Source organism: Nocardioides proteolyticus (assembly GCF_051280635.3).
GTDB lineage: Bacteria > Actinomycetota > Actinomycetes > Propionibacteriales > Nocardioidaceae > Nocardioides.
This window is the reverse complement of record NZ_JBNBPO030000007.1, coordinates 125,090-147,687: the sequence shown is the minus strand read 5'-3', so window position 1 is coordinate 147,687 and position 22,598 is coordinate 125,090. Positions and strand designations below refer to the sequence as shown.

The following is a 22,598-nucleotide window of genomic DNA, read 5'->3' as shown; positions in this document are numbered from 1 at the left end:
GTGCGGCCCACGGGCAGGTGTGCGCACGCCGGTGGGCCGGGCAGCGCGGGACCCGCGCTGCCCGACCCGGCGAGCTCAGCCGAGCGGTGCCCGGAACTCGTGGTCGCCCGGGCCGACCTCGAACTGGGCGTGCCCCTCGATCGTGCTCGGGACCTCGTCCGCCCCGGCCGGCGCTCGCACCGTGCCACCGTCGGCGACCGGCACCCGGACCACGGCCCGGGTGTTGCCCGGCACGCTCACCCGGAGGGTCAGCTCGCCGTCCTTGCGCGACCACGCACTGCTGATCACGCCGCGCACGGACTCGTACTCCGCGGCGGCGGACTCGACGTCGCCGACCAGGGCCGGCTCGACGACGACCTCCTCCCACGCCACCGATCCCGGCGCCTGCGCGATGCCGGCGACCCGCGAGGTGAACCAGGCGTCGATCGCGCCGAGCATGTAGTGGTTCTGGGAGGCGTTGGCGCTGCTCCAGCTCTCCGGGAGGGAGGTGGAGCCACGCTTGAGGAACGAGCCGTAGCTGTGGCCGTCCGTCCGCTGGACCCAGTCGAACAGCACGTCGTCGAGCCGCTCCCGCGAGAGGAGCTCGACCGCCGCGTGCAGGCCGATCTCCCCCACCACGATGTGGTCGTCGGCGGCGCGCACCATCTGCACGAACCGGTCGAGCACCGCCTGGCGCAGGTCTGCGGGAACCATGTCCTCCTCGAGGGCGAGCGCCTGGCTGGCCTGGTCGCCGTTGCCGTAGAGGCCGGTGGTGTCGTCGAAGAAGCGCTCGTGGAACGCGGCGGCGATCCGCTCCGCCTCCGCCTCGTACTTCTTCGCCGCGGCCTCGTCGCCGCGGGCGGCGGCGATCCACGCCATGTGGGTGGCGATCCGCTTGAACGCCCAGGTCTGCGTCACCGCCGGCGGCGTCGCCGGGCTGGCGGGCGTGATCCAGTCGCCGAGGCCGCCGCTGAGGATGCCGTCCTGCGCCCGGCCGGAGAGGTAGTCGTAGTAGTCGACCATGGCGGGCCAGTGGGACCGGATCGCGCTGTCGTCGCCGTACCACTGGTAGAGCTGCCAGGACGACACCGCGAGGGTGGCGCCCCAGTTGGCGTCGTGGCGGAAGGCGCCGGCGAACAGCGCGTCCTCGGGCGCCGTCGTCGGGATCAGCCCGTCCTGCTGCTGGGCGTCCACCACGTCCTGCAGCAGCTTGCGGTAGTGGGCCTGCACGTCGTAGCCGTAGGCGACGGTGTCGAAGACGAGGTTGGTCTGGTCGAGCCAGCCCAGCTTCTCGCGGTGCGGGCAGTCGGTGAAGACGGAGTACATGTTGCTCTGGACCGACCGGTCGATGATCCGGTGGATGTCGGTCATCATCGGGTCCGAGGTCTCGAACGAGCCCACGGACTCGTTGCTCGCCCGCAGGACCAGCCCCTTCACCGTGTCGGTGGTCGGCGTCGTCGTCAGGCCCTCGACCTGCAGGTAGCGGAAGCCGTGGTAGACGAACCGCGGGGTGAAGGTCTCCTGCCCGGTGCCGGCGAGCGTGAAGGTGTCGCGGATGTTACCGCCGACGCTGCGCATGTCGACGGTGCCGTCGGCGAGCAGCTTCTCGCCGGGCCGCATGGTGACCTTCGTGCCGGCGGGGCCGCTGGTGGTGAGCTGCTGCCAGCCGGCGAAGTTCACGCCGAGGTCGAAGACGTGCACGCCGGGCTTCGGCTCGGTGACCTCGACCGTGTCGAGGGTGTCGACCTGCCGGATCGGCGGGTTGACGCGAGCCACGAGCTCGGTCCCGCCGTGCGGGGCGTCGACGGCGACGGCCTCCTTCCAGCCGGCGCGGTCGGCGCCGGGGTTGTTCCACCGGCCGAGCGAGCGGCGGGCGTCGTGGTCCTCGCCGCCGTACCAGTTGGTGAAGGTGACCTCGCCCAGCGCGGAGTCCCACGCCTCGTCGGTGGCCACGACCTCCCTGGTGCCGTCACGGTAGGTGATCTCGAGCTGGCCCAGGGCCCGCGGGAACCCGTGCCCGGCGGCGGCCTTGACGTAGCGGCTGGGGTCGGACGGGACGTTGAAGACGTTCCAGATGCCGTTGCCCAGCTCGAGCCCCCAGGTGTTGTCCCCGGTGCGGAGCTTGTCGGTCACGTCGTAGGTCGCGTACGGGATCCGGTCGGCGTGCTGGGTGTTGGCGGGCTCCAGCACGTCCGGCGAGACCGGCTCACCGTTGACGGTGGCCCGGTAGACACCCATGCCGGTGACGTACAGGCGGGCCGAGGCGACGTCCCGCCGCGCGGAGAAGTCCCGCGCGAGGACCGGCAGCGCCTCGGGCGCCTCGTGTCGGTTGGAGACCGCGACCAGCTTGGTCCGCGGCCCGACGTTGGTGAAGCTCGAACCGTCCGCACTGACCGAGACCTGGAGGTCGCGGGGGAAGTTCGGCGTCGTCCCGTAGCGGCCCGGCGAGTCCCACAGCGAGTACAGCCGCACCGTGTCGAAGGTCCTCTCCTCGCCCAGGTCGAGAGTGATCACGATCGGCCGGTCCTGGACGTCGGTCTCCTCGTGGTAGTCGCTGCGGTAGCCGCGCGGCGCGTCCGCGGTGGTCACCTTGCCGTCGGTGAGGAACCGCGGCTCCCAGACGCCCGGCTCGGAGTTCTCCTCCGAGACGGTCACCTCGGCGCCCTCGGCGACGTTGACCGCCTCCCCGCCGCCGTCGACGAGCTCGATCTCGCCCAGCTCCAGGCGCGGCTTCCACGCCGGGTCGTCGAGCGGCTCCTCGGGGCGGCCGAGGTCGATCACCCGGATCCGGACGTAGCGGGTGGTGCGGGACCCGACCGCGACGTCCTGGTGCAGCGCCTCGTCCCAGCGCGGGTCGGTGATCCACTCCCCCTCCCACGCCGACTCCTCGAGCAGGCCCATCTCGAAGCTGGCCGGCGCGCTCCATGCGCTGACGCCGCCTCGCTCCGACCACACCCGGACCTGCCACACCGCACGGTCGCGGGAGTCCAGCCGGTCCCCGGCGTACTCCACGGCCTGGACGGAGGACTTCACGCGACCCGAGCGCCACAGGTCGCCGCGCGCGAGCCGGTCGGCAGAGGACGCCACGCGCACCTCGAACGCCGTCTGGCGGTCGACGCTCGCGGGCGTGCGCCACTGCAGGTCGGGGGTCGTGTCGTCGATGCCCAGCGGGTCGACCACGCCGGCCACGGCCAGGCCCGTCGGCGCGGCGCCGGCGCCTCCCGGCGCGGCTACGGCGGAGGGCGTGAGCACGCCGCCCCCGGCGAGGGTGAGTGCGGCGGCGAGGCCGGCGGATGTTCGCCGGCGCCGTGAGGACAGGTCGGTCACGAGATACCCCCGAGAGTGAAACGATTCAAGTGCGGACGCCGGCCAACCTATGACGCACGCCACACCCACCGGAAGCCCCCTGACCGGATCCGGCCAGCCGCGGCCGCACCGTCCGAAACCCGCGCGCCGGGTGTCGGCGCCCGGCCCTACCCTCCCCTCATGGCGTACGACGAGGGGCTGGCCGAGCGGATCCGCTTCGCCCTGGCGGGCCGGTGGCCCACCTCTGAGCGGAGGATGTTCGGCGGGCTGGCGTTCCTGGTGGACGGCCGGATGGCGGTCGCCGCGATCGACGGCGGGATCATGGTGCGGGTCGAGCCGGACGAGACCGAGCGGCTGCTGTCCACGACCGCGGCGTTCCCCATGGAGATGCGCGGTCGCCCCATGCGGGGGTGGCTGCGCGTCGACGCCGCCGACCTGGGCACGAGCGACGAGCTGGCCGCGTGGGTGGCCCGCGGCGCGTCGTACGCCGCGACCCTGCCGGCCTCATGACCCGGCCATGACCCGCCCATGACCCGCCGATGAGGTCGTTCTGGGCCGCCCTGCCGACCGAGGGCCGGTGGCTGCTGTCCACAGTCGCCGTCCAGACGCTGGGCCGGGGCCTGACCCTGCCCTTCACGATCATCTACCTCCACGAGGTCCGCGGCTTCGACCTCGGCCTGTCCGGCACCCTGATGGCGCTGATCGCCGTCGTCGGGCTGGTGGTGACGGGCCCTGCGGGCGTGCTCACCGACCGCTACGGCGCGAGGACCGTGCTCCTCGCCGGGATCAGCTGCATGGTCGTCGGCAACGCGGTGCTGGCGTTCGCCACCACGCCCGCCGTCGCCGCCCTGGCGCTGGTGCTGATCGGCATCAACTTCGGCGTCTCCTGGCCCGCGTTCAACGCGCTCATCGCCAGCGTCGTGACCGGGGAGCTCCGCCAGCGGTACTTCGGCGTCAACTTCGCTCTCGTGAACCTCGGCATCGGCGTCGGCGGCGTGGTCGGCGGGCTCTTCGTCGACGTCGACCGGCCGACCACCTTCACCGCGATCTTCCTGCTCGACGCGGTCACCTCGCTCATCCCGATGGCGCTCCTGCTCGGCCCCCTGCGCCACCTGCACGGTCGGGCCGAGCACCCCGCTGGCGAGGCGACGCCCGCCACCGTCGGCTACCTCGACATCCTGCGGCTGCCCGCGGTGCGCTGGCTCACCGGGCTGACCTTCGTCGCCACCTTCATCGGCTACGGCCAGCTCGAGGCGGGGCTCCCGGGCTTCGCCCGTCAGGTCGCGGAGGTGTCGACCCGGACGATCGGCCTCACCTTCGCCGTCAACACCGCCGTCATCGTGCTGCTGCAGTTCTCGGTGCTGTCCCGGATCAGTGGTCGCCGCCGCACCCGGGTGATGCTCGCGATGGCCGCGATCTGGGCGGCGGCGTGGGCGCTGCTGGGCGCGTCGGGCCTGCTGCCGGGTGGAGCCGTCGCGGTCGCCGGGGTGCTGGCCTTCATGGCCGTCTTCGCCCTCGGCGAGACCCTGCTCCAGCCCTCGGTGCCCGCCATCGCCAACGACCTGGCGGCCGACCACACCCGCGGGCGCTACAACGCGCTGACCGCCGCCGCGTTCCAGGGCGGGGCCGTCGCCGGGCCGGTGGCCGCCGGCTTCCTCCTCGAGCACGACCTCGGCGCGGTCTACATCGCGGTGATGGTCGCGGGCTGCGGGGCCATCGTCGCCATGGCCCTGGCGCTGGAGCGGCGGATCTCGCCCGCGGTCAACGGCGTCCGGGAGCCCGAGCCGGTCGAGCGGGTCAGCTGACGGGCGTCGCGAACCACAGCGTCCGGTGCGTCCACTGTCCCGGGCCGAGCCGGTCGCCGGAGCACACGACGATGACCACCTGGTGCGGCCCGTCGGCGGCGTCCCAGCCCGGGTAGCCGTCGGCCGCAGGCACCTCCACCCGCTTCGCCACGCGGTAGCACGCCGCCTCCACCCCGCCACCGAGCACGACCCGGTCACCGCGGTGCAGGCCCCGTAGCAGGGCGTTGCCGAGCGCCGAGCCGTCCGGCCAGGTGTGGGTGTTCAGCAGCACGCGTCCCTCGGCCGCGCCGGCCCGCACGCCGCCGCGGTCCCAGGCGACGACGTGCTTGTCCGCGACCGGCGGCACGCCCGGCACCCCGGCGGCGTCGCGCGGATAGGGCCGCACCTCCGCGTCCCGCACCACGCCCGGCACGGTTATCCGCGTGGGCCGGAACTCCGCATCCGGGCGGGTGCACGGGTCCGTCGCGGTCGCGGCCCGCGGCGAGGCGCTCGCCCGGTCGGCGGCCGCCTCCGGGCGCGGACTGCGCCGCTCGCCGTCGTCGAGCAGCCGGACCATCACCACGAGCGCGCAGCAGGCGACCACGAGCGCGACCGCCACCGCGGCTATGCCGACCACACGGGCCGCGCCGACCACGCCAACCGGCCGGGGCGCCACCCCGCTGCGTCGCCCGCGCGCCATGACGCCTCCTCGTGCCGACCGGCCCGGTCGCCGGCACTCTCCATTGTGACCGGTTGTCGGTGCCGTACGGGAGGATGGAGAGGTGCGCGAGACGACCGACCCGTCCGCTGATCCGCTCGAGCGGTTCAGCGCACCCACGCGCACCTGGTTCCGCGCGGCGTTCGCCGAGCCGACCGCGGCCCAGGCCGGCGCGTGGACGGCGATCGGTGCCGGCCGGCACACCCTCGTCGTGGCGCCCACGGGCTCCGGCAAGACTCTCAGCGCCTTCCTCGCCGCCCTCGACCGGCTGCTGTCCTCACCGCCGACCGAGGGCGCGCAGGCGAAGCAACGGACCAGGGTGCTCTACGTCTCGCCGCTCAAGGCGCTCGCCGTCGACGTCGAGCGCAACCTGCGCGCGCCGCTGACCGGCATCCGCCAGACGGCCGAGCGGCTCGACGCCGCACACCGGTTGCCGGAGGTGACCGTGGGCATCCGGTCCGGCGACACCTCGGCGGCCGACCGGCGACGGCTCGCGACCCGGCCGCCCGACGTCCTGATCACGACGCCGGAGTCGCTGTTCCTGATGCTGACCAGCCAGGCGCGCGAGACCCTGCGCGGCGTCGAGACGGTGATCGTCGACGAGGTCCACGCCGTCGCCGGCACCAAGCGCGGCGCCCATCTCGCCCTGAGCCTGGAGCGGCTCGACGCCCTGCTGGCGGCGCCCGCGCAGCGGGTCGGTCTCTCCGCGACCGTGCGGCCGACCGAGGAGGTGGCGCGCTGGCTCGGCGGGTCGGCGCCGGTCGAGATCGTCGCGCCGCCCGCGCACAAGGAGTGGGACCTCGCGGTCGAGGTGCCGGTCGAGGACATGACGGAGCTCGGGCAGGTCCAGGACGACCTCGACGACCCCGGAGCGGCGCCGACGCGGGCCAGCATCTGGCCCCACGTCGAGCAGCGGGTGGCCGAGCTGATCGGCCGGCACCGCTCGACCATCGTCTTCACCAACGGCCGGCGCACCGCCGAGCGGCTCACCGCGCGGCTCAACGAGATCGCGGCGGGGGTGTCCGCCGACGGGGTGGAGCCGCCGGCGCAGATCCTGGCCCAGTCGGGCGCCTCCGCGGGTGCCGCTCCGCTGCTCGCACGCACCCACCACGGCTCGGTCTCCAAGGAGCAGCGGGCCCTCGTGGAGGACGACCTCAAGTCGGGCCGGCTCCCGGCCGTGGTCGCCACCAGCAGCCTCGAGCTGGGCATCGACATGGGCGCGGTCGACCTCGTGCTGCAGATCGCGTCGCCGCCGAGCGTCGCCAGCGCGCTCCAGCGCGTCGGGCGGGCGGGCCACCAGGTCGGCGAGACATCCGCCGGGGTGTTCTTCCCCCAGCACCGCGGCGACCTGGCCCCGGCCGCCGTCGCGGTCGCCCGCATGCGCACCGGCGGGATCGAGTCGCTGCGGGTGCCGGCCAACCCGCTCGACGTGCTCGCCCAGCAGGTGGTGGCCGCGACGGCGGTCGACGAGTGGGACGTCGACGACCTCTACGACGTCGTGCGGCGCAGCGCGCCGTACTCCCAGCTCCCGCGCTCGGCCTACGACGCCGTGCTCGACCTGCTGGCGGGGCGCTACCCCAGCGACGAGTTCGCCGAGCTGCGGCCGCGGATCACCTGGGACCGCGTCACCGGCCGGATCGCCGGGCGGCCGGGCGCCCAGCGGCTCGCCGTCACCAGCGGCGGCACCATCCCCGACCGCGGCCTGTACGGCGTCTTCCTCGCCGGCGAGGGCAGCAACCGGCGGGTGGGCGAGCTCGACGAGGAGATGGTCTACGAGAGCCGGGTCGGCGACGTGTTCGCGCTGGGGGCAACGAGCTGGCGGATCGAGGACATCACCCACGACCGGGTGATCGTGACACCCGCTCCGGGCGTTCCGGGTCGGCTGCCGTTCTGGAAGGGCGACACGGCCGGCCGGCCGACCGAGCTCGGCGAGGCGATCGGCGCGTTCACCCGCGAGCTGGCCGCGCTGCCCGACGAGCGGGCCCGGGCGCGGGCGCGCGACGTCGGCCTGGACGACAACGCGGCCGCCAACCTGGTCGGCTACCTCCGCGAGCAGGTCGACGCCACCCGAGCGCTGCCGAGCGACACCACGGTGCTCGTCGAGCGGTTCCGCGACGAGCTCGGCGACTGGCGGCTGGTGGTCCACTCCCCCTACGGCTCGGCGGTCCACTCGCCGTGGGCGCTCGCGATCAACCTCCGGTTGCGCGAGCGGTTCGGCGTCGAGGGGCAGGCGATGGCCTCCGACGACGGCATCGTGATCCGGGTGCCCGACACCGACGCCGAGCCGCCCGGGGCCGAGCTGATCGCGTTCGAGCCCGACGAGATCGACGACATCGTCACCCGCGAGGTGGGCGGGTCGGCGCTGTTCGCGGCGCGGTTCCGCGAGTGCGCGGCGCGAGCGCTGCTGCTGCCGCGGCGCGACCCCGGGCGCCGGTCGCCGCTGTGGCAGCAGCGCCAGCGCGCCGCGGCACTGCTCGAGGTGGCCGCTCGGTACCCCTCGTTCCCGATCGTCCTCGAGACGGTGCGCGAGGTGCTCAACGACGTCTACGACCTGCCCGGCCTGACCGCGCTGCTGCGTCGCATCGACAGCCGCGAGATCACGGTGACGGAGGTCGAGACGACCCAGCCGTCGCCGTACGCCCGGACCCTGCTGTTCGGCTACGTCGCCCAGTTTGTCTACGAGGGCGACTCCCCGCTGGCCGAGCGCCGCGCCGCCGCGCTCACCCTCGACCAGGGGCTGCTCGCGGAGCTGCTGGGGCGCGCCGAGCTCCGCGAGCTGCTCGACCCTGACGTCCTCGCCGAGGTCGAGGCCGAGCTCCAGCGCACCGCACCCGACCGCCACGCCCGCGACGGCGAGGGCGTCGTCGACCTGCTGCGGCTGCTCGGTCCCCTCACCGTGGCCGAGCTCGCCGCCCGCACGCGTCCCGACGCGCCCCTCGACGACTGGCTGGCCGGCCTCGCCGGCGCCCGGCGCGTGGTCCCGGTGCGGATGGCGTACGGCGACGCGTGGGCGGTCGTCGAGGACGTCGCACGGCTTCGGGACGGCCTCGGGGTCCCCGTGCCGCCGGGCACGCCGTCCGCCTTCGCCGAGCCGGTCGCCGACCCGCTCGCCGACCTGGTCGGCCGCTACGCCCGCACGCACGGCCCGTTCACCTCCGACGAGGTCGCCGCCCGCCTCGGGCTCGGGGTCGCGGTGGTGCGCCACACGCTGCAGCGGCTCGAGGCGCAGGGGCGGGTGCTCAGCGGCGAGTTCCGGCCAGTCGGCGCCGGCGAGGAGTGGTGCGACGCCGAGGTGCTGCGCCGGCTGCGCCGGCGGTCGCTGGCGCGGCTGCGGCACGAGATCGAGCCGGTCGAGCCGACCACCCTGGCGCGGTTCTCCGCGGCCTGGCACCACGTCTCCGACGCCAAGGGACTCCGCGGGACCGACGGCCTGCTCCGGGCGGTCGAGCAGCTCGCCGGCGCACCGGTGCCGGCGAGCGCCCTCGAGCCGCTCATCCTGGCCGGCCGCGTCCGCGACTACGAGCCGGCGATGCTCGACGAGCTGACCGCCACCGGGGAGGTCCTCTGGTCCGGCCACGGGTCGCTCCCGGGCAGCGACGGCTGGGTCTCGCTCCACCTCGCCGACCAGGCCCACCTGACCCTGCCCGAGCCGGCCGCCGTCGACGACCCGCTCCAGCAGCGCGTCCTCGACGCGCTCGCCCCCGGCGGCGCCTGGTTCTTCCGCCAGCTCGCCGACCAGGTCGGCCGCGCCAGCCGGGACGCCGGCGACGACCCGCCCGACGACGCGACCCTGGCCGCCGCGCTCTGGTACCTGGTGTGGGCCGGTCGGCTCTCCAACGACACCCTCGCGCCGCTGCGTGCCCTCACCCGCTCCGGCCGCGCCGCCCACCGCACCCGCCGCCCGGCCGCCCGGCCGGGGCGGGTCGCCCGCTCCGGCCCGCCCGACACGGCGGGCCGGTGGTCGCTGCTGCCGCCGGTCGACGACGACCCCACGCGACGGGCGCACGCGATCGCCGAGCAGCTGCTCGAGCGCCACGGCGTCGTCACCCGGGGCGCGGTCGTCAACGAGCGGGTCACCGGTGGCTTCGCGGCGGTCTACCGGGTCCTCAGCGCGTTCGAGGAGTCCGGCCGGTGCCGCCGGGGCTACTTCGTCGAGGGACTGGGGGCCGCGCAGTTCGGCACCGCCGGCGCGGTCGACCGGCTGCGGACGCTGCGGGACGACGCGACCTCCGGCGCCCGTGCGTCCGGCCTCGACGGGTTCGGCACCTCCGGCGGTGCTGGCGGGGCCGGCGACCGCAAGCCGACGGCGGTGGCGCTCGCCGCGACCGACCCCGCCAACCCGTACGGCGCGGCCCTCCCCTGGCCCACCCGCGACGTCGTCGACCCCGCGACGGCCGGCGGGGAGGGCGACTCCGCCGGCCACCGGCCCGGCCGCAAGGCCGGTGCGCTGGTCGTGCTCGTCGACGGCGCCCTGGTGCTCTACGTCGAGCGGGGTGGCCGCACGCTGCTGACCTGGAGCGACGACGCCGAGGTGCTCACCCCGGCCGCCGAGGCGCTCTCGGCGGCGGTGCGGCGGGGCAGCCTCGGCCAGCTGACCGTCGAGAGGGCGGACGGCACGGCGCTGCTCGGCAGCGGCTCCCCGCTCCGCGACGCCCTCGCGGCCGCCGGCTTCGTCGCGACCCCCCGCGGCCTGCGGATCCGCGGGAGCTGAGGCCGGTGCCCGAGGGAGACGCCGTGCGCCGCACGGCCGACCGGCTCGACCGGGCGCTGGCCGGACGCGTGCTGCTCGCCTCCGACTTCCGCGTGCCGCAGCTGGCGACCACCGACCTGGCCGGTGCCTCGGTCGACGGCACGGCCACCCACGGCAAGCACCTCCTCACCCGGGTCGTCGCTCCCGACGGCGCCCGGCTCACGTTGCACACCCACCTGAAGATGGAGGGCAGCTGGCATGTGGTCGCCTCGGGCCGGCGCTGGTCCCGCCCGGCGCACGAGGCCCGGGTGGTGCTGCGCGTCGAGGGGTTGCAGGCCGTCGGCTTCATGCTGGGTCTGGTCGAGCTGCTGCCGACGGCCGAGGAGCACGCCATCCTCGGGCATCTCGGCCCCGACCTCCTGGGGCCCTGGACGCCGGACGACGAGGCCGAGGCACTCCGCCGACTGACCGCCGATCCGGGGCGGGTGCTCGGCGAGGCGCTGCTCGACCAGACGGTGGTCGCCGGTCTCGGCACGATCTGGGTCGCCGAGTCGTGCTTCGTCCAGGGCGTCAACCCGACGGCGCCGATCGGCGCGGTCGCCGACCCGCTGCGTCTCCTGCGCCGGGCACGGCTGATGCTCCGCGCCGCCGTGCCGCACGGCCGCCCGGTCACCACCGGCGACCGTCGTGAGCCGCTCTGGGTCTACCGGCGTCAGCGCCAGGCCTGCCGGCGATGCGGCACCACCGTCGAGGCAGGTCAGCTGGGCGACGCCGGTCGCGAGCGCACGACGTACTGGTGCCCGTCCTGCCAACCGGGCCCTCGGGGGTCCTGAGAACTGCCTGTGAGCCCGGCCCGGGCGGAACAGGGCGGGGCCTCTCGCGCGTTCTCCTGGCATGGGAACGCACAGCCACCTCAACGGACTCAAGACGGCCGGGCTGTTCGCCGCGATCTTCGCCCTGCTCCTGGCCGTCGGCGGCCTGATCGCGGGCGCCACGGGCAACAGCCTGTTCATCTGGCTGTTCGCCGCGATCGGTCTCGCGACCACGGCCTACAGCTACTGGAACTCCGACAAGCTCGCCATCCGGGCGATGGGAGCGCGGCCGGTGTCCGAGGCGGAGGCGCCCTGGCTCCACGCGATGGTGCGCGAGCTGTCGACCGTGGCCGGCAAGCCGATGCCGCGGCTCTACATCTCGCCGACCCAGGCGCCGAACGCGTTCGCGACCGGCCGCAACCCCGAGAACTCGGCGGTCTGCGTCACCGAGGGCATCGTCGGCCTGCTCGACCAGCGTGAGCTGCGCGCCGTGCTCGGCCACGAGCTGATGCACGTCTACAACCGCGACATCCTCACCGGCTCCGTCGCGGCCGCGATCGCCGGCGTGATCAGCTCCATCGGCCAGTTCCTGGCCTTCACCTCGATCTTCGGCGGTGGCCAGGACGAGGACCGGCCCAACCCGCTCGTGATGATCGGCATGGCGCTGCTCGCGCCGTTCGCGGCCGCGGTCATCCAGATGGCGATCAGCCGGACGCGGGAGTACGACGCCGACGAGGACGGCGCCCGGCTCACCGGCGACCCGTTGGCGCTGGCCTCGGCGCTGCGCAAGCTGGAGCACGGCACGGCCCGGGCACCGCTCGCACCCACGCCGCAGCTGCAGAACGCCAGCCACCTGATGATCGCCAACCCGTTTCGCGCCCAGGACGTGTCGCGGCTGTTCTCGACGCACCCGCCGATGAGCGACCGGATCGCGCGCCTGGAGGCGATGGCGGGGCGCCGGGGCTGAGACCCCGCCGGGCTCTGTCGGTCAGGCGGCGGCTCGGTCAGGCGGCGGAGGCGACGACCTGGCCCGGGCGGCGGGCGGCGATGGGGGTCGGGGCGGCACCGACCAGCGCGGCCTCCTCGACGGCCACCGCGTCGGCGACCTCGCGCAGCACGTCGGACAGCGGCATCTCCAGGGCGTCGCACAGCGAGGCGAGCAGCTCCGAGGAGGCTTCCTTCTGGCCGCGCTCGATCTCGGAGATGTAGCCGAGGCTGACGCGTGCGGCGCCGGAGACCTCGCGGAGGGTCAGGCCGAGCTCGGCGCGGCGACCACGGAGCACGTCGCCGAGCAGGCGGCGAAAGAGCACCATCTCGCTCTCATCTCCCCTCGTCGGGCCGGCTCTGCCGGGTCGTCCACGGCGTCGACCGACCGCGGTCCGGTCGGTGTCTGTGACCCAACGCTACCGGAGGGCTGGTTCTTCCGGGTGCCGACCGGCCGATCCGACCATCTGGCGCACCAGCACCACCGCGCGGTCCACGGTCGACTCCTGGATCATGAAGCGGTCACCCTCGAGCGCCAGCTCGAGCGTCTCGTGCCCGTCGGGACCGGCGACCGCGACGAAGACGGTGCCGACCGGCTTGCCCTCCTGGGGGCCGGGGCCGGCCACACCGGTGGTGCTCACGCCGTAGGTGGTGCCGAGCAGGCGTCGTACGCCCTCCGCCATGGCGAGGGCACACTCGGCGGACACGACGCCGTGCTGCTCGACGATGTCGTCGGGCACGCCCAGGACCCGCTGCTTGACCTCGGTCTGGTAGCTGACCACTCCCCCGGCGAACGACCGCGAGGCCCCGGGCACCGCCGTCATCCGGGCGGCCAGCTTGCCGCCGGTCAGGGACTCCGCGGTCGCCATCGTCGCCTCGTGCTCGTCGAGGACGAGCAGGAGCTCCTCGGCCGGTGATCCCACGCGGCGATCCTGTCACGTGGGACCAACCGGCCGATGCTCAGCCCCGGCTCAGCGCACGACCCTGACCGTGACCACGTCCGCCGCCGCAGGGATGGCGGCGCTCGCGGTCAGGCCGCGGAAGTCTTGCGGATGCTGTGCCGCTGCTTCCAGACGTCGCGGAAGAACTCGTAGCCGGACCACAGGGTCAGCAGGAAGGCCACCACGAGCAGCGCCACGCCGACGCCCCAGACGATCTCGCCCGGCCGATCGAGCCACCCGTCGACCTCCAGCAGCGGCAGGGTCAGCAGGCCCAGCGCCAGCGCCTGGGCGACGGTCTTCCACTTGCCGCTCCGGGCGGCGGCGATCACCACCGACTTCAGGACGGAGAGCCGCAGCAGCGTCACCGCCCATTCGCGGACGAGCACCACGACGGTGATCGTCCACATCCACCAGGTGTCCAGGATGATCGACAGCCCGATGAAGGCCATGCCGGTGATCGCCTTGTCGGCGATCGGGTCGGCGATCTTGCCGAAGTCGGTGATCAGGTTGTGCTTGCGGGCCAGGTCGCCGTCGATCTTGTCGGTGACCATCGCGACGAAGAAGATCGCCCAGGCGACGGTGCGCCAGAGCACCGAGTCGCCCCCGTCGACGAGGAGGGCCCAGCCGAAGAACGGGACGAGCACGATCCGCAGCGCAGTGAGCGCGTTGGGGACGTTCCAGTTGCTGGGCTTGTGCGCGGGTGCGCCCGACTCGGATCCCATGGAGCTCACCTCTCACCTTCCGCAGGCTCGGCGATCAGGTCCACGCCGTCGGCGGCCACCACGACGGCCTCGACCAGGTCGCCGACACCGACGGCGCCGGCCCGCAGGACGCGGGTGGTGCCGTCGACCTCCGGCCCCTGGTGGGCGGCGCGGCCCTCGACGTCGCCGGCGCCGGTGCCGTCGGGGTCGACCTCCTCGACCAGGACCTCGACGGTGCTGCCGATCCGCTCCTCGGCCCGCTGCGACGTCAGCTCGGCGACCAGGTCGGTGAGCACCGCGACGCGCTCGGCGATGGTGTCCGCGTCGAGCTTGTCGTCGAAGGCCGCCGCCTCGGTGCCCTCCTCGTCGGAGTAGCCGAAGACACCGACGACGTCCATCCGCGCGGCCTCGACGAAGTCGCACAGGATCCGGAAGTCCTCCTCGGTCTCACCCGGGAACCCGACGATCACGTTCGACCGCACGCCTGCCTCGGGCGCGAGCGCGCGGGCCTGCTCGATCAGGGCGAGGAAGCTCTCGGGGTCGCCGAAGCGCTTCATCCGGCGGAGCACGGCATTGCTGGCGTGCTGGAACGACAGGTCGAAGTACGGCGCCACGCCGGCGGTCCGCGCGATCGCGCGGACCAGTCCCGGCCGGGTCTCCGCCGGCTGGAGGTAGGACACCCGGACCCGCTCGATGCCGTCGATGGCCGCGAGCTCGGGCAGCAGGGTGTCGAGGAGGTGGATGTCGCCGAGGTCCTTGCCGTAGGACGTGGAGTTCTCCGAGACCAGGAACAGCTCCTTGACCCCCTGGCCTGCCAGCCACTGTCCCTCCGCGAGCACGTCGGAGGGCCGGCGGCTGAGGTAGGAGCCGCGGAACATCGGGATCGCGCAGAACGTGCAGCGCCGGTCGCAGCCGCTGGCGAGCTTCAGCGGCGCCCAGGGCGCGTCGCTGAGCCGCGCACGAACGGCGGAGAAGTCCTTCACGTCGCGAGCCAGCCCCGGGACGGCCACGTCCCCGACGGCCTGGCGCTCGGCCGGGCTGATGGGGAGCAGCAGGCGCCGGTCGCGGGGCGTGTGGGGGTGCGGAGCGTCTCCGGCCAGGATCGACCTCAGCCGCCCGGAGATGTCGGTGTAGTCGTCGAACCCCAGCACGGCGTCCGCCTCCGGCAGGTTCGCGGCGAGCTCCTCGCCGTACCGCTCGGCCAGGCAGCCCACCGCGACCACCGCCTGGGGCCGACCGCTCTCCTTCAGGTCGGCGGCGGCGAGCAGCGTGTCGATCGAGTCCTTCTTGGCCGCGTCGACGAACCCACAGGTGTTGACGACCACCGTGTCCGCGTCCTCCGGGTCCTCCACCAGGGTGAACCCGTCGGCGGCCAGCCGGCCGGCCAGCTCCTCGGAGTCGACGTCGTTGCGGGCGCACCCGAGGGTGAGCAGGGCGACCGAGACGGCCGGGGATGTCGGAGTGCTGGTCATGTCCGGTCGAGGATAGCCGCGACACCGGCCCCGCCGGGATTCCGCGACAGGGCGTCCGCCCGCGTCCGGGTCACCCCCGGCGGTCCACCAGCGTCTTGGAGACCTCCTCGCCGGTCCGGCCCAGCGGCTCCGCGGTCCGGCTCCCCAGGGCGTAGGTCACCGAGCCGTCGGAGCTCCAGATCCGCACCGGGGGAACGACGTCGAGCTCCGAGGTCTGCCCGAACGCCAGGTTGCCGTCGAACACGATCTCTCCGGCGCCGTCCCGCACCACGAGCTGGGCGCCGCCGCCTGCCGCCGTCAGCACGAGCTGGACCGGCTTCTTCTTGGCAGCGGCCACCTCGGACACGCCACCGCTGTTCTTGAGCAGGCCGGGCGTCTCGTCGACCGCCGTCGTGCCGCCCATCAGCAGCTGCGCGAGCGACCACACCAGCACGGCCGCCATCACCGCGGCGATCAGCACCGACCAGTTGCGTCCGCCCCGGGTGCTGCGGATCGCTCCGCCCGCGCCGGTCGCCAGCTCCGACTCGAACACCCGCCGAGCATCGACCGGTGCGTGGGCGTAGCCGTCGTCGTAGCGGGCCACGAGCGGGGCCGCGTCGACGCCCAGGACCCGGGCGAGGGTGCGCAGGTGGCCGCGGGCGTAGAAGTCGCCGCCGCACGGACCGAAGTCGTCGACCTCGATCGCCTCGATGACGTGCGGGCGGATCCGCGTGCGCTCGGACAGCTGGTCGACGGTGAGTCGGAGCCGCTCCCGGGCCGTCGCCAGCTGTGGGCCGATCACGGGCTCGGCGGCCGGCCGCACGGCCAGGTCGTCGAGGACCACGGTCATCGTGTCGCCGCCGGGGACCGCCTCGTCCGAGGGAGCCGCGGGCGCAGGCACCGGGGAGGTGAGCACCTCCGGCCGCCGCACCTCCACCCGGGCGGGCAGCACCGTCGGGCGCCCCGGGGCCGGTGGCTCCTCGCCGCGCCGGCCGGCCTCGTCCGATGCCTCCGGCTGGGCGGGGATCTCACCGGTGTCCTGGTTGTCCGCGGCGGCCCAGCGCGGCGTGTCCGAGTCACCCAGCTCGCCGGTCCCGGGCTCATCGGGCTCGCCGAGCTCGTCGGCGTCGTCCGCGCCGTCGAGACGACCGCCCCGCTCGCGCTCGTCGTCCCCAGCCAGCTCTGCCGCGCGCTCCTCCCGCTCCCGCGGACCCGGAGCGACCGCCATCAGGCCCGCGGCGACGCGCGCCGCGATCCCGGTCCGCTCGGACGGTACGGCGAGCGGCTCGTCGTCGCGGTAGAGGTCGCTCAGCGTCGGGACGTCGTCGACCCGGTCGCCCCTGCCCCCGTGGCCGGCAGGTCCGCCGAGGCCGGGCACGACCTCCACCACGTCGGCCCGGCCCTCGGCGAGGTCGGCCAGCACGTCGCTCAGGGTCGGGCCGGTCGCCCCGACCAGCCGGGTCGCCAGGGTCAGCGGCACGACGAGCTGCTGGTCGTCGTACCCGTCGACCAGGAGGTGGCCGTCACGGAGCAGGCCGCGCCGTGGGAGGTGCTCGAGACAGTCGATCTCCGGCCAGGCGATGCCGCGCCAGGTGGCGCCCTGGCGCAGGCGCACGCCGTGCCGGTCGGCGATCAGCAGCGGCGCCCGGCTGTCGACCAGGGAAGCGAGGTGCGCGAGGCTGACCAGCGCGAGGACCCCGAAGGCGAGCCAGTCCAGCGTCGTGCCGCCGGTGAAGGCCCGCGCCGCGAAGGCGACGGTGAGCAGCGCGGCGAAGCCGCCGACGCCGGCCGAGATCGCGACGTTGCGCCGCACCTCGACCTGGTGGTCCTCCGCGAGCGGCTCGGGGCCGTTCTCGTCGATGGTCTGGTCGGTGGTCTCGTCGGTGGTCTCGTCGGTGGTCAGGTCGTCCCGGTTCTCGGTCATGCTGCTCACGCCTCCCCCTGGATGGTCGCGATCACGGAGTCGAGCTCGTCGGGCTTGACCAGGACGTCACGCGCCTTCGAGCCTTCGCTGGGGCCGACGACCCCGCGGCTCTCGAGGATGTCCATCAGCCGGCCCGCCTTGGCGAAGCCGACCCGCAGCTTGCGCTGCAGCATCGAGGTGGAGCCGAACTGCGTGGAGACCACGAGCTCGATCGCCTGCACCACCAGGTCCATGTCGTCGCCGATGTCGTCGTCGAGCACCTTGCCGGAGCTGGCGGGCGCGGTGACGTCCTCGCGGTAGGTCGGCTCCAGCTGCCCCTTGCAGTGCTTGACGACCTGGTGGATCTCCGCCTCGGTGACCCACGAGCCCTGGACTCTTATCGGCTTCGACGCACCCATCGGCAGGAACAGCCCGTCACCCTGGCCGACGAGCTTCTCGGCGCCGGGCTGGTCGAGGATCACCCGGCTGTCCGCGAGGCTGGACGTGGCGAACGCCAGCCGCGACGGCACGTTGGCCTTGATCAGGCCGGTCACCACGTCGACCGAGGGTCGCTGGGTGGCCAGCACCAGGTGGATGCCCGCGGCCCGGGCGAGCTGGGTGATCCGGACGACCGAGTCCTCGACGTCACGCGGGGCGACCATCATCAGGTCGGCGAGCTCGTCGACGATCACCAGCAGGTAGGGGTACGGCGTCAGCTCGCGCTCGCTGCCGGGCGGGACCTCGACCTTGCCGGCCCGGACGGCCTTGTTGAAGTCGTCGATGTGGCGGAACCCGAAGTTGGCCAGGTCGTCGTAGCGCATGTCCATCTCGCGCACGACCCAGGCGAGCGCCTCGGCGGCCTTCTTGGGGTTGGTGATGATCGGGGTGATCAGGTGCGGCACGCCCTCGTAGGCGTTCAGCTCGACCCGCTTGGGGTCGACCATGATCATCCGCACCTCGTCGGGCGTGGCCCGCATCAGCACCGAGGTGATCATGGAGTTGATGAAGCTGGACTTGCCGGAGCCGGTCGCGCCGGCGACGAGCAGGTGCGGCATCTTGGCGAGGTTGGCGACGACGAAGCCGCCCTCCACGTCCTTGCCGAGCCCGGAGACCATCGGGTGGTGGTCGTTGCGGGCGGCGTTGGACCGCAGCACGTCGCCGAGGGAGACGATCTCCTTGTCGGTGTTGGGGATCTCCACGCCGACCGCCGACTTGCCCGGGATCGGGCTGAGGATCCGGACGTCCTCGGAGCCGACGGCGTAGGAGATGTTGCGGGCGACGCCGAGGATCTTCTCCACCTTGACGCCGGTGCCGAGCTCGATCTCGTAGCGGGTGACGGTCGGGCCCCGGGTGTAGCCGGTGACCTGGGCGTCGATCCCGAACTCCTCGAGCACCTGGCTGAGCTTGTCGACCACCGCGTCGCTCGCCTTGGAGCGGGCGCGGTGCGGCGAGCCGGGCTTGAGCACGTCGCCGTTCGGCAGGGTGTAGGCGATGTCGCCCGACAGGGCCAGCTGCTCGACCCGCTGCGGCAGCGGGCTGTGCGGCGGCGGCTCGAGCTCGCCGGTCTCGGCGTCGTCGCGACCGGCCTCCGCGAGCCTGCGCGCCGACAGCGCGTCGGCGCCTGCACCGGGCGGCACCGCCTCGTCCTCGGCGAGGGGCGCATCGATCGGCTCGAGCAGCTCCATCGACTCCTCGACGTCGGTGGCCTGGTCCTTCTTGCGGCGCCGCTTCTTCTTGGGCTCCGCGAGGAGCGGGGTGTCGTAGGCGGGGTCACCCATCCGCTCGAACGTGTCGTCGAGGCCGCCGAGGCTCATCGCCTGCGTGGGCTCGCCGTCGTCGGCGTGCTGGTGACGGCCGAGCAGCAGGTCGCCCAGCTCGCGCAGTCGGTCGGGGACGCGGTAGAGCGGCGTGGCGGTGATCACCAGGACGCCGAAGAACGCCAGCAGCGCGAGCAGCGGCACGACGACGTACGACGAGCGGAGCAGGTCGAGGAGCAGGGCCGAGACGACGTAGCCGACCGCTCCCCCGCCGTCGCGCAGGGCGGTGGTGTCGCCCTGCACGGGCTCGGGGCTGCCGTTGGCGATGTGGACGATGCCGAGGAGCCCGAAGGCGAACGCCGACCACCCGATCACCTGGCGGCCGACCGGTCCGTTCTGGACCGGGTCACGCATCACCCGCCAGCCGGCGAGGAGCACGAGGAGGGGCACGAACCAGCCGATCTTGCCGACGGTGCCGGAGACGGCGGCGCGGGCGAAGTCCATGACGCCGCCGGGCACCTCGAACCAGACCGCGGCCGCGACCACGAGGGCCAGGCCGCACAGCAGCAGGCCGAACCCGTCGCGGCGCTGCTCGGGCTCGATGTCCCGCGCGCCGTGCCCGATGCTCCGCGCCACCGCCCCGATGCCGTGGGCGACGGCGAGCCAGATCGCCGCCAGGCCGCGGCCGAACGCGACGAAGGCCCGGGAGACCGGCCCCGGCCCGTTGCGCACGGCGCGCGGAGCCGGCCGCCTGGCCGCGCTCTTCTTGGCCTTCGGCTTGCTGGTCGTACTCCGGGAACGCGAGCTGGTCGTCTTCCGGGCGCTGGTCGAGCGGGCGGAAGAGGTCGATCGGCTGCGCGACCCCGGCGGGGAAGACGTACGGGTCGCCATGGTCACAACCTACCCAGAAGTCACACCAGTCTCAGGGATCACTTGAGGGTGTGTCTGTGCTGCACGGCGGCGGGCACCGAGCCGCCGCCCGCCCCTCAGGCCTCGACGACCACCGGGATGATCATCGGCCGGCGACGGTGGGTGTTGCTCACCCAGCGGCCGATGGTCCGGCGCACTGTCTGCTGCAGCTGGTAGGTGTCGGTGTTGCCCTCGGCGAGGGCACGGTTGACCGCGTCGACGATCGGCTGCTTGATCGGCTCGAAGTCGGGGTCGGCCCAGGCATGGCCGCGAGCGTGGATCTCGGGTCCGGCGGAGACCTTGCCGCTGACGGAGTCGACCACGACGATGACGGAGATGAAGCCCTCCTCGCCGAGGATCCGGCGGTCCTTGAGCTCGGACTCGGTGACGTCGCCGACGGACTGGCCGTCGACGAAGACGTAGCCGCACTCGACCTTGCCGCTGACCTTCGCGACGCCGTCGACGAGGTCGACCACGACGCCGTCCTCGGCGTACACGACGTTGTCGACACCGGTCTGCTTGGCGAGCTCGCCGTTGGCGAGCATGTGCCGGATCTCGCCGTGCACGGGCAGCACGTTGCGCGGCCGGACGATGTTGTAGCAGTACAGGAGCTCGCCGGCGCTGGCGTGCCCGCTCACGTGAACCAGCGCGTTGCCCTTGTGGACGACGCGGGCGCCGTGGCGGGCCAGGCCGTTGATGACCCGGTAGACGGCGTTCTCGTTGCCCGGGATCAGGCTGGAGGCGAGCACGACGGTGTCGCCCTCCTCCAGGTGCACGAAGTTGTGGTTGCGCTGGGCGATCCGCGCCAGCGCGCTCAGCGGCTCGCCCTGCGACCCGGTCGAGATCAGCACCTGACGCTCCGGTGGCAGGTCGGCCAGCTCCTTGGCCTCCACCATCACCCCGGGCGGGATGGTCAGGTAGCCCAGGTCGCGCGCGATGCCCATGTTGCGCACCATCGACCGGCCGACGTAGGCCACCTTGCGGTCGTGCTTCACCGCGGCGTCCAGGATCTGCTGGACCCGGTGCACGTGGGAGGCGAAGCAGGCGACGATGATCCGCTGCTTCGACTCCAGGAACACCTGCTCGAGGACCGGCGTGATCCGCTTCTCCGCGGTCGTGAAGCCCGGCACCTCGGCGTTGGTCGAGTCGGTCAGGAAGAGGTCGACGCCCTCCTCCCCCAGCCGCGCGAACGCCCGCAGGTCGGTGATCCGCCCGTCGAGGGGCAGCTGGTCCATCTTGAAGTCGCCGGTGTGCAGCACCAGTCCGGCGCCGGTGCGGATGGCGACCGCGAGCGCGTCGGGGATGGAGTGGTTGACCGCCACGAACTCCAGGTCGAAGGGCCCGAACGAGATCCGGTCGCCCTCCTTGACCTTGTGGAACGGCGTCTGCCGGAGTCGGTGCTCGCGCAGCTTGGAGTTGACCAGCGCCAGGGTCAGCTCCGAGCCCACCAGGGGGATGTCCTGCCGCTCGCGGAGGAGGTACGGCGTCGCGCCGATGTGGTCCTCGTGGCCGTGGGTGAGCACCAGCGCCTCGACCGCGTCCAGCCGGTCCCGGATCGCCGCGAAGTCGGGCAGGATCAGGTCGACGCCGGGGTGGTGGTCGTCGGGGAACAGCACGCCGCAGTCGACGATGAGCAGCCGGCCGTCGTACTCGAAGACGGTCATGTTGCGGCCGACCTCGCCGAGGCCGCCGAGCGGGATCACTCGAAGGCCGCCGGCGGGCAGCTCGGGCGGCGTGGACAGCTCGGGATGCGGGTGGCTCATCGCAGCACGCCCGCGGCCTCGAGGCCGGCGCGGAGATCGGCCACTTCTCGGTCGTCGAGCGCGAGGAGCGGGCTGCGCACGACGCGGTTGGCCAGCACGCCGGCGATCTCCAGCGAGGCCTTCGCCGTGGTGGCTCCGTAGTTGGCCACGCCCATGATCGCCTCGAACACGGGCACCAGCGAGGTGTGGATCCGCAGCGCCTCGGCGTGGTCGCCCGCGCGGAAGGCCTCGATCATCGCCTTCAGCTGCGTCCCGGCGACGTGGCCGACGACGGAGACGACGCCGGTGGCGCCGTAGGCGAGGTAGCCGAGGGTGTTGACGTCGTCGCCGGAGTAGACGGCGTAGCCGAGGTCGACCAGCTGGGCGGTGCGGGCGAGGTCGCCGGTGGCGTCCTTGACGGCGACCACGGTGTCCCAGTCCCGAGCGGCGACGTAGGTCTCCAGCGCGATCTTGGTGCCGGTGCGGCCCGGCACGTCGTAGAGCATCACCGGCACGCTCGCAGCCTCGACGACCTGGCGGAAGTGGTTGAGCACTCCCGGCTGGCTCGGCTTGTTGTAGTACGGCGTGACGAGGAGCAGCCCGTCGGCGCCGACCTTCTCGGCCTGGCGGGCCAGCTCGACGGAGTGGCGGGTGTCGTTGGTGCCGACGCCGGCCACGACCGTGGCGCGGTCACCGACGGCGTCCTTGACCGCGGCGAGCACCTCCCCGTCCTCGGCGCCGGTGGTGGTGGGCGACTCGCCGGTGGTCCCGGAGACGACCACCCCGTCGTTGCCGTTGTCGACCAGGTGCCGGGCGACCTTCTGCACGCCGTCGAGGTCGACGGAGCCGTCCTCGTGGAACGGCGTCACCATGGCGGTCAGCACGGTGCCGAAGGGTGCGGCGGAGGTCGCGGTCATGGTC

At 73.6% G+C, this 22,598-nt stretch carries 15 protein-coding genes; 5 read left to right on the top strand and 10 right to left on the bottom strand.

Annotation, left to right across the window (positions count from 1 at the left end; all coding sequences use genetic code 11):
* Nucleotides 1–75: 75 nt before the first annotated feature.
* On the bottom strand, nucleotides 76–3,306 hold the full coding sequence (locus ACPOLA_RS06355; RefSeq protein ID WP_435769562.1) for a family 78 glycoside hydrolase catalytic domain: 3,231 nt from the start codon (nucleotides 3,304–3,306) through the stop codon (nucleotides 76–78).
* 159 nt (nucleotides 3,307–3,465) lie between these two features.
* Here ACPOLA_RS06355 and ACPOLA_RS06350 point away from each other — a divergent pair, with 159 nt between their 5' ends.
* Nucleotides 3,466–3,795 (top strand): TfoX/Sxy family protein, encoded by a 330-nt coding sequence (locus tag ACPOLA_RS06350; RefSeq protein ID WP_435769561.1) that lies wholly within the window; start codon nucleotides 3,466–3,468, stop codon nucleotides 3,793–3,795.
* 29 nt (nucleotides 3,796–3,824) lie between these two features.
* Nucleotides 3,825–5,090 carry an MFS transporter gene (locus tag ACPOLA_RS06345; RefSeq protein ID WP_435769560.1) on the top strand — a complete coding sequence of 422 codons (1,266 nt, stop codon included), beginning with the start codon at nucleotides 3,825–3,827 and terminating at the stop codon, nucleotides 5,088–5,090.
* Here ACPOLA_RS06345 and ACPOLA_RS06340 read toward each other — a convergent pair.
* Entirely contained in the window at nucleotides 5,083–5,688 is a 606-nt protein-coding gene (locus ACPOLA_RS06340) for a class F sortase (protein ID WP_435769559.1), read from the bottom strand. The two genes, ACPOLA_RS06345 and ACPOLA_RS06340, sit on opposite strands and share 8 nt — an antisense overlap.
* A 163-nt stretch (nucleotides 5,689–5,851) precedes the next feature.
* Between ACPOLA_RS06340 and ACPOLA_RS06335 the strand changes: the two genes are divergently transcribed.
* From ACPOLA_RS06335 to htpX, 3 genes are all read left to right on the top strand, one after another.
* Nucleotides 5,852–10,498 (top strand): ATP-dependent helicase, encoded by a 4,647-nt coding sequence (locus ACPOLA_RS06335; protein WP_435769558.1) that lies wholly within the window; start codon nucleotides 5,852–5,854, stop codon nucleotides 10,496–10,498.
* Between the two features lie 5 nt (nucleotides 10,499–10,503).
* Nucleotides 10,504–11,310 (top strand): DNA-formamidopyrimidine glycosylase family protein, encoded by an 807-nt coding sequence (locus ACPOLA_RS06330; protein ID WP_435769557.1) that lies wholly within the window; start codon nucleotides 10,504–10,506, stop codon nucleotides 11,308–11,310.
* A gap of 61 nt (nucleotides 11,311–11,371) precedes the next feature.
* On the top strand, nucleotides 11,372–12,256 hold the full coding sequence (gene htpX / locus ACPOLA_RS06325; RefSeq protein ID WP_435769556.1) for a zinc metalloprotease HtpX: 885 nt from the start codon (nucleotides 11,372–11,374) through the stop codon (nucleotides 12,254–12,256).
* 37 nt (nucleotides 12,257–12,293) lie between these two features.
* Here the strand turns inward: htpX and ACPOLA_RS06320 are convergent, their stop codons facing one another.
* From ACPOLA_RS06320 to dapA, 8 genes are all read right to left on the bottom strand, one after another.
* A complete protein-coding gene (locus tag ACPOLA_RS06320) occupies nucleotides 12,294–12,602 on the bottom strand; it encodes a helix-turn-helix domain-containing protein (RefSeq protein ID WP_435769555.1) in 309 nt (102 codons plus the stop codon).
* Nucleotides 12,603–12,692: 90 nt separating this feature from the next.
* Nucleotides 12,693–13,196, bottom strand: a complete 504-nt coding sequence (locus tag ACPOLA_RS06315; RefSeq protein ID WP_435769554.1) for a CinA family protein — start codon at nucleotides 13,194–13,196, stop codon at nucleotides 12,693–12,695.
* Nucleotides 13,197–13,303: 107 nt separating this feature from the next.
* The gene (gene pgsA / locus ACPOLA_RS06310; protein WP_435769553.1) at nucleotides 13,304–13,936 is read right to left on the bottom strand and encodes a CDP-diacylglycerol--glycerol-3-phosphate 3-phosphatidyltransferase; all 633 of its coding nucleotides are present in this window, start codon (nucleotides 13,934–13,936) and stop codon (nucleotides 13,304–13,306) included.
* A 5-nt stretch (nucleotides 13,937–13,941) separates the two neighbouring features.
* The gene (rimO, locus tag ACPOLA_RS06305) at nucleotides 13,942–15,387 is read right to left on the bottom strand and encodes a 30S ribosomal protein S12 methylthiotransferase RimO (RefSeq protein WP_435769552.1); all 1,446 of its coding nucleotides are present in this window, start codon (nucleotides 15,385–15,387) and stop codon (nucleotides 13,942–13,944) included.
* Between the two features lie 70 nt (nucleotides 15,388–15,457).
* Nucleotides 15,458–17,290, bottom strand: coding sequence for a helix-turn-helix domain-containing protein (locus ACPOLA_RS06300; RefSeq protein WP_435769566.1), 1,833 nt, complete (start codon nucleotides 17,288–17,290; stop codon nucleotides 15,458–15,460).
* Nucleotides 17,291–17,295: 5 nt separating this feature from the next.
* Nucleotides 17,296–19,917, bottom strand: coding sequence for an FtsK/SpoIIIE family DNA translocase (locus ACPOLA_RS06295; RefSeq protein ID WP_435769551.1), 2,622 nt, complete (start codon nucleotides 19,915–19,917; stop codon nucleotides 17,296–17,298).
* Between the two features lie 95 nt (nucleotides 19,918–20,012).
* Nucleotides 20,013–21,698: a ribonuclease J gene (locus ACPOLA_RS06290; protein WP_435769550.1), complete on the bottom strand. Its 1,686-nt coding sequence runs from the start codon at nucleotides 21,696–21,698 to the stop codon at nucleotides 20,013–20,015.
* A complete protein-coding gene (gene dapA / locus ACPOLA_RS06285; RefSeq protein WP_435769549.1) occupies nucleotides 21,695–22,594 on the bottom strand; it encodes a 4-hydroxy-tetrahydrodipicolinate synthase in 900 nt (299 codons plus the stop codon). The genes ACPOLA_RS06290 and dapA overlap by 4 nt, the downstream gene beginning before the upstream one ends.
* Between the last annotated feature and the right edge of the window lie 4 nt (nucleotides 22,595–22,598).

Bases quoted from the DNA above. Each gene is read 5' to 3' on its own strand.
- dapA (WP_435769549.1), bottom strand. From the start codon at position 22,594: ATGACCGCGACCTCCGCCGCACCCTTCGGCACCGTGCTGACCGCCATG.
- ACPOLA_RS06350 (WP_435769561.1), top strand. From the start codon at position 3,466: ATGGCGTACGACGAGGGGCTGGCCGAGCGGATCCGCTTCGCCCTGGCG.
- ACPOLA_RS06295 (WP_435769551.1), bottom strand. From the start codon at position 19,917: ATGGCGACCCGTACGTCTTCCCCGCCGGGGTCGCGCAGCCGATCGACC.
- ACPOLA_RS06345 (WP_435769560.1), top strand. From the start codon at position 3,825: ATGAGGTCGTTCTGGGCCGCCCTGCCGACCGAGGGCCGGTGGCTGCTG.
- ACPOLA_RS06290 (WP_435769550.1), bottom strand. From the start codon at position 21,698: ATGAGCCACCCGCATCCCGAGCTGTCCACGCCGCCCGAGCTGCCCGCC.
- ACPOLA_RS06320 (WP_435769555.1), bottom strand. From the start codon at position 12,602: ATGGTGCTCTTTCGCCGCCTGCTCGGCGACGTGCTCCGTGGTCGCCGC.
- ACPOLA_RS06300 (WP_435769566.1), bottom strand. From the start codon at position 17,290: ATGACCGAGAACCGGGACGACCTGACCACCGACGAGACCACCGACGAG.
- pgsA (WP_435769553.1), bottom strand. From the start codon at position 13,936: ATGGGATCCGAGTCGGGCGCACCCGCGCACAAGCCCAGCAACTGGAAC.
- rimO (WP_435769552.1), bottom strand. From the start codon at position 15,387: ATGACCAGCACTCCGACATCCCCGGCCGTCTCGGTCGCCCTGCTCACC.
- htpX (WP_435769556.1), top strand. From the start codon at position 11,372: ATGGGAACGCACAGCCACCTCAACGGACTCAAGACGGCCGGGCTGTTC.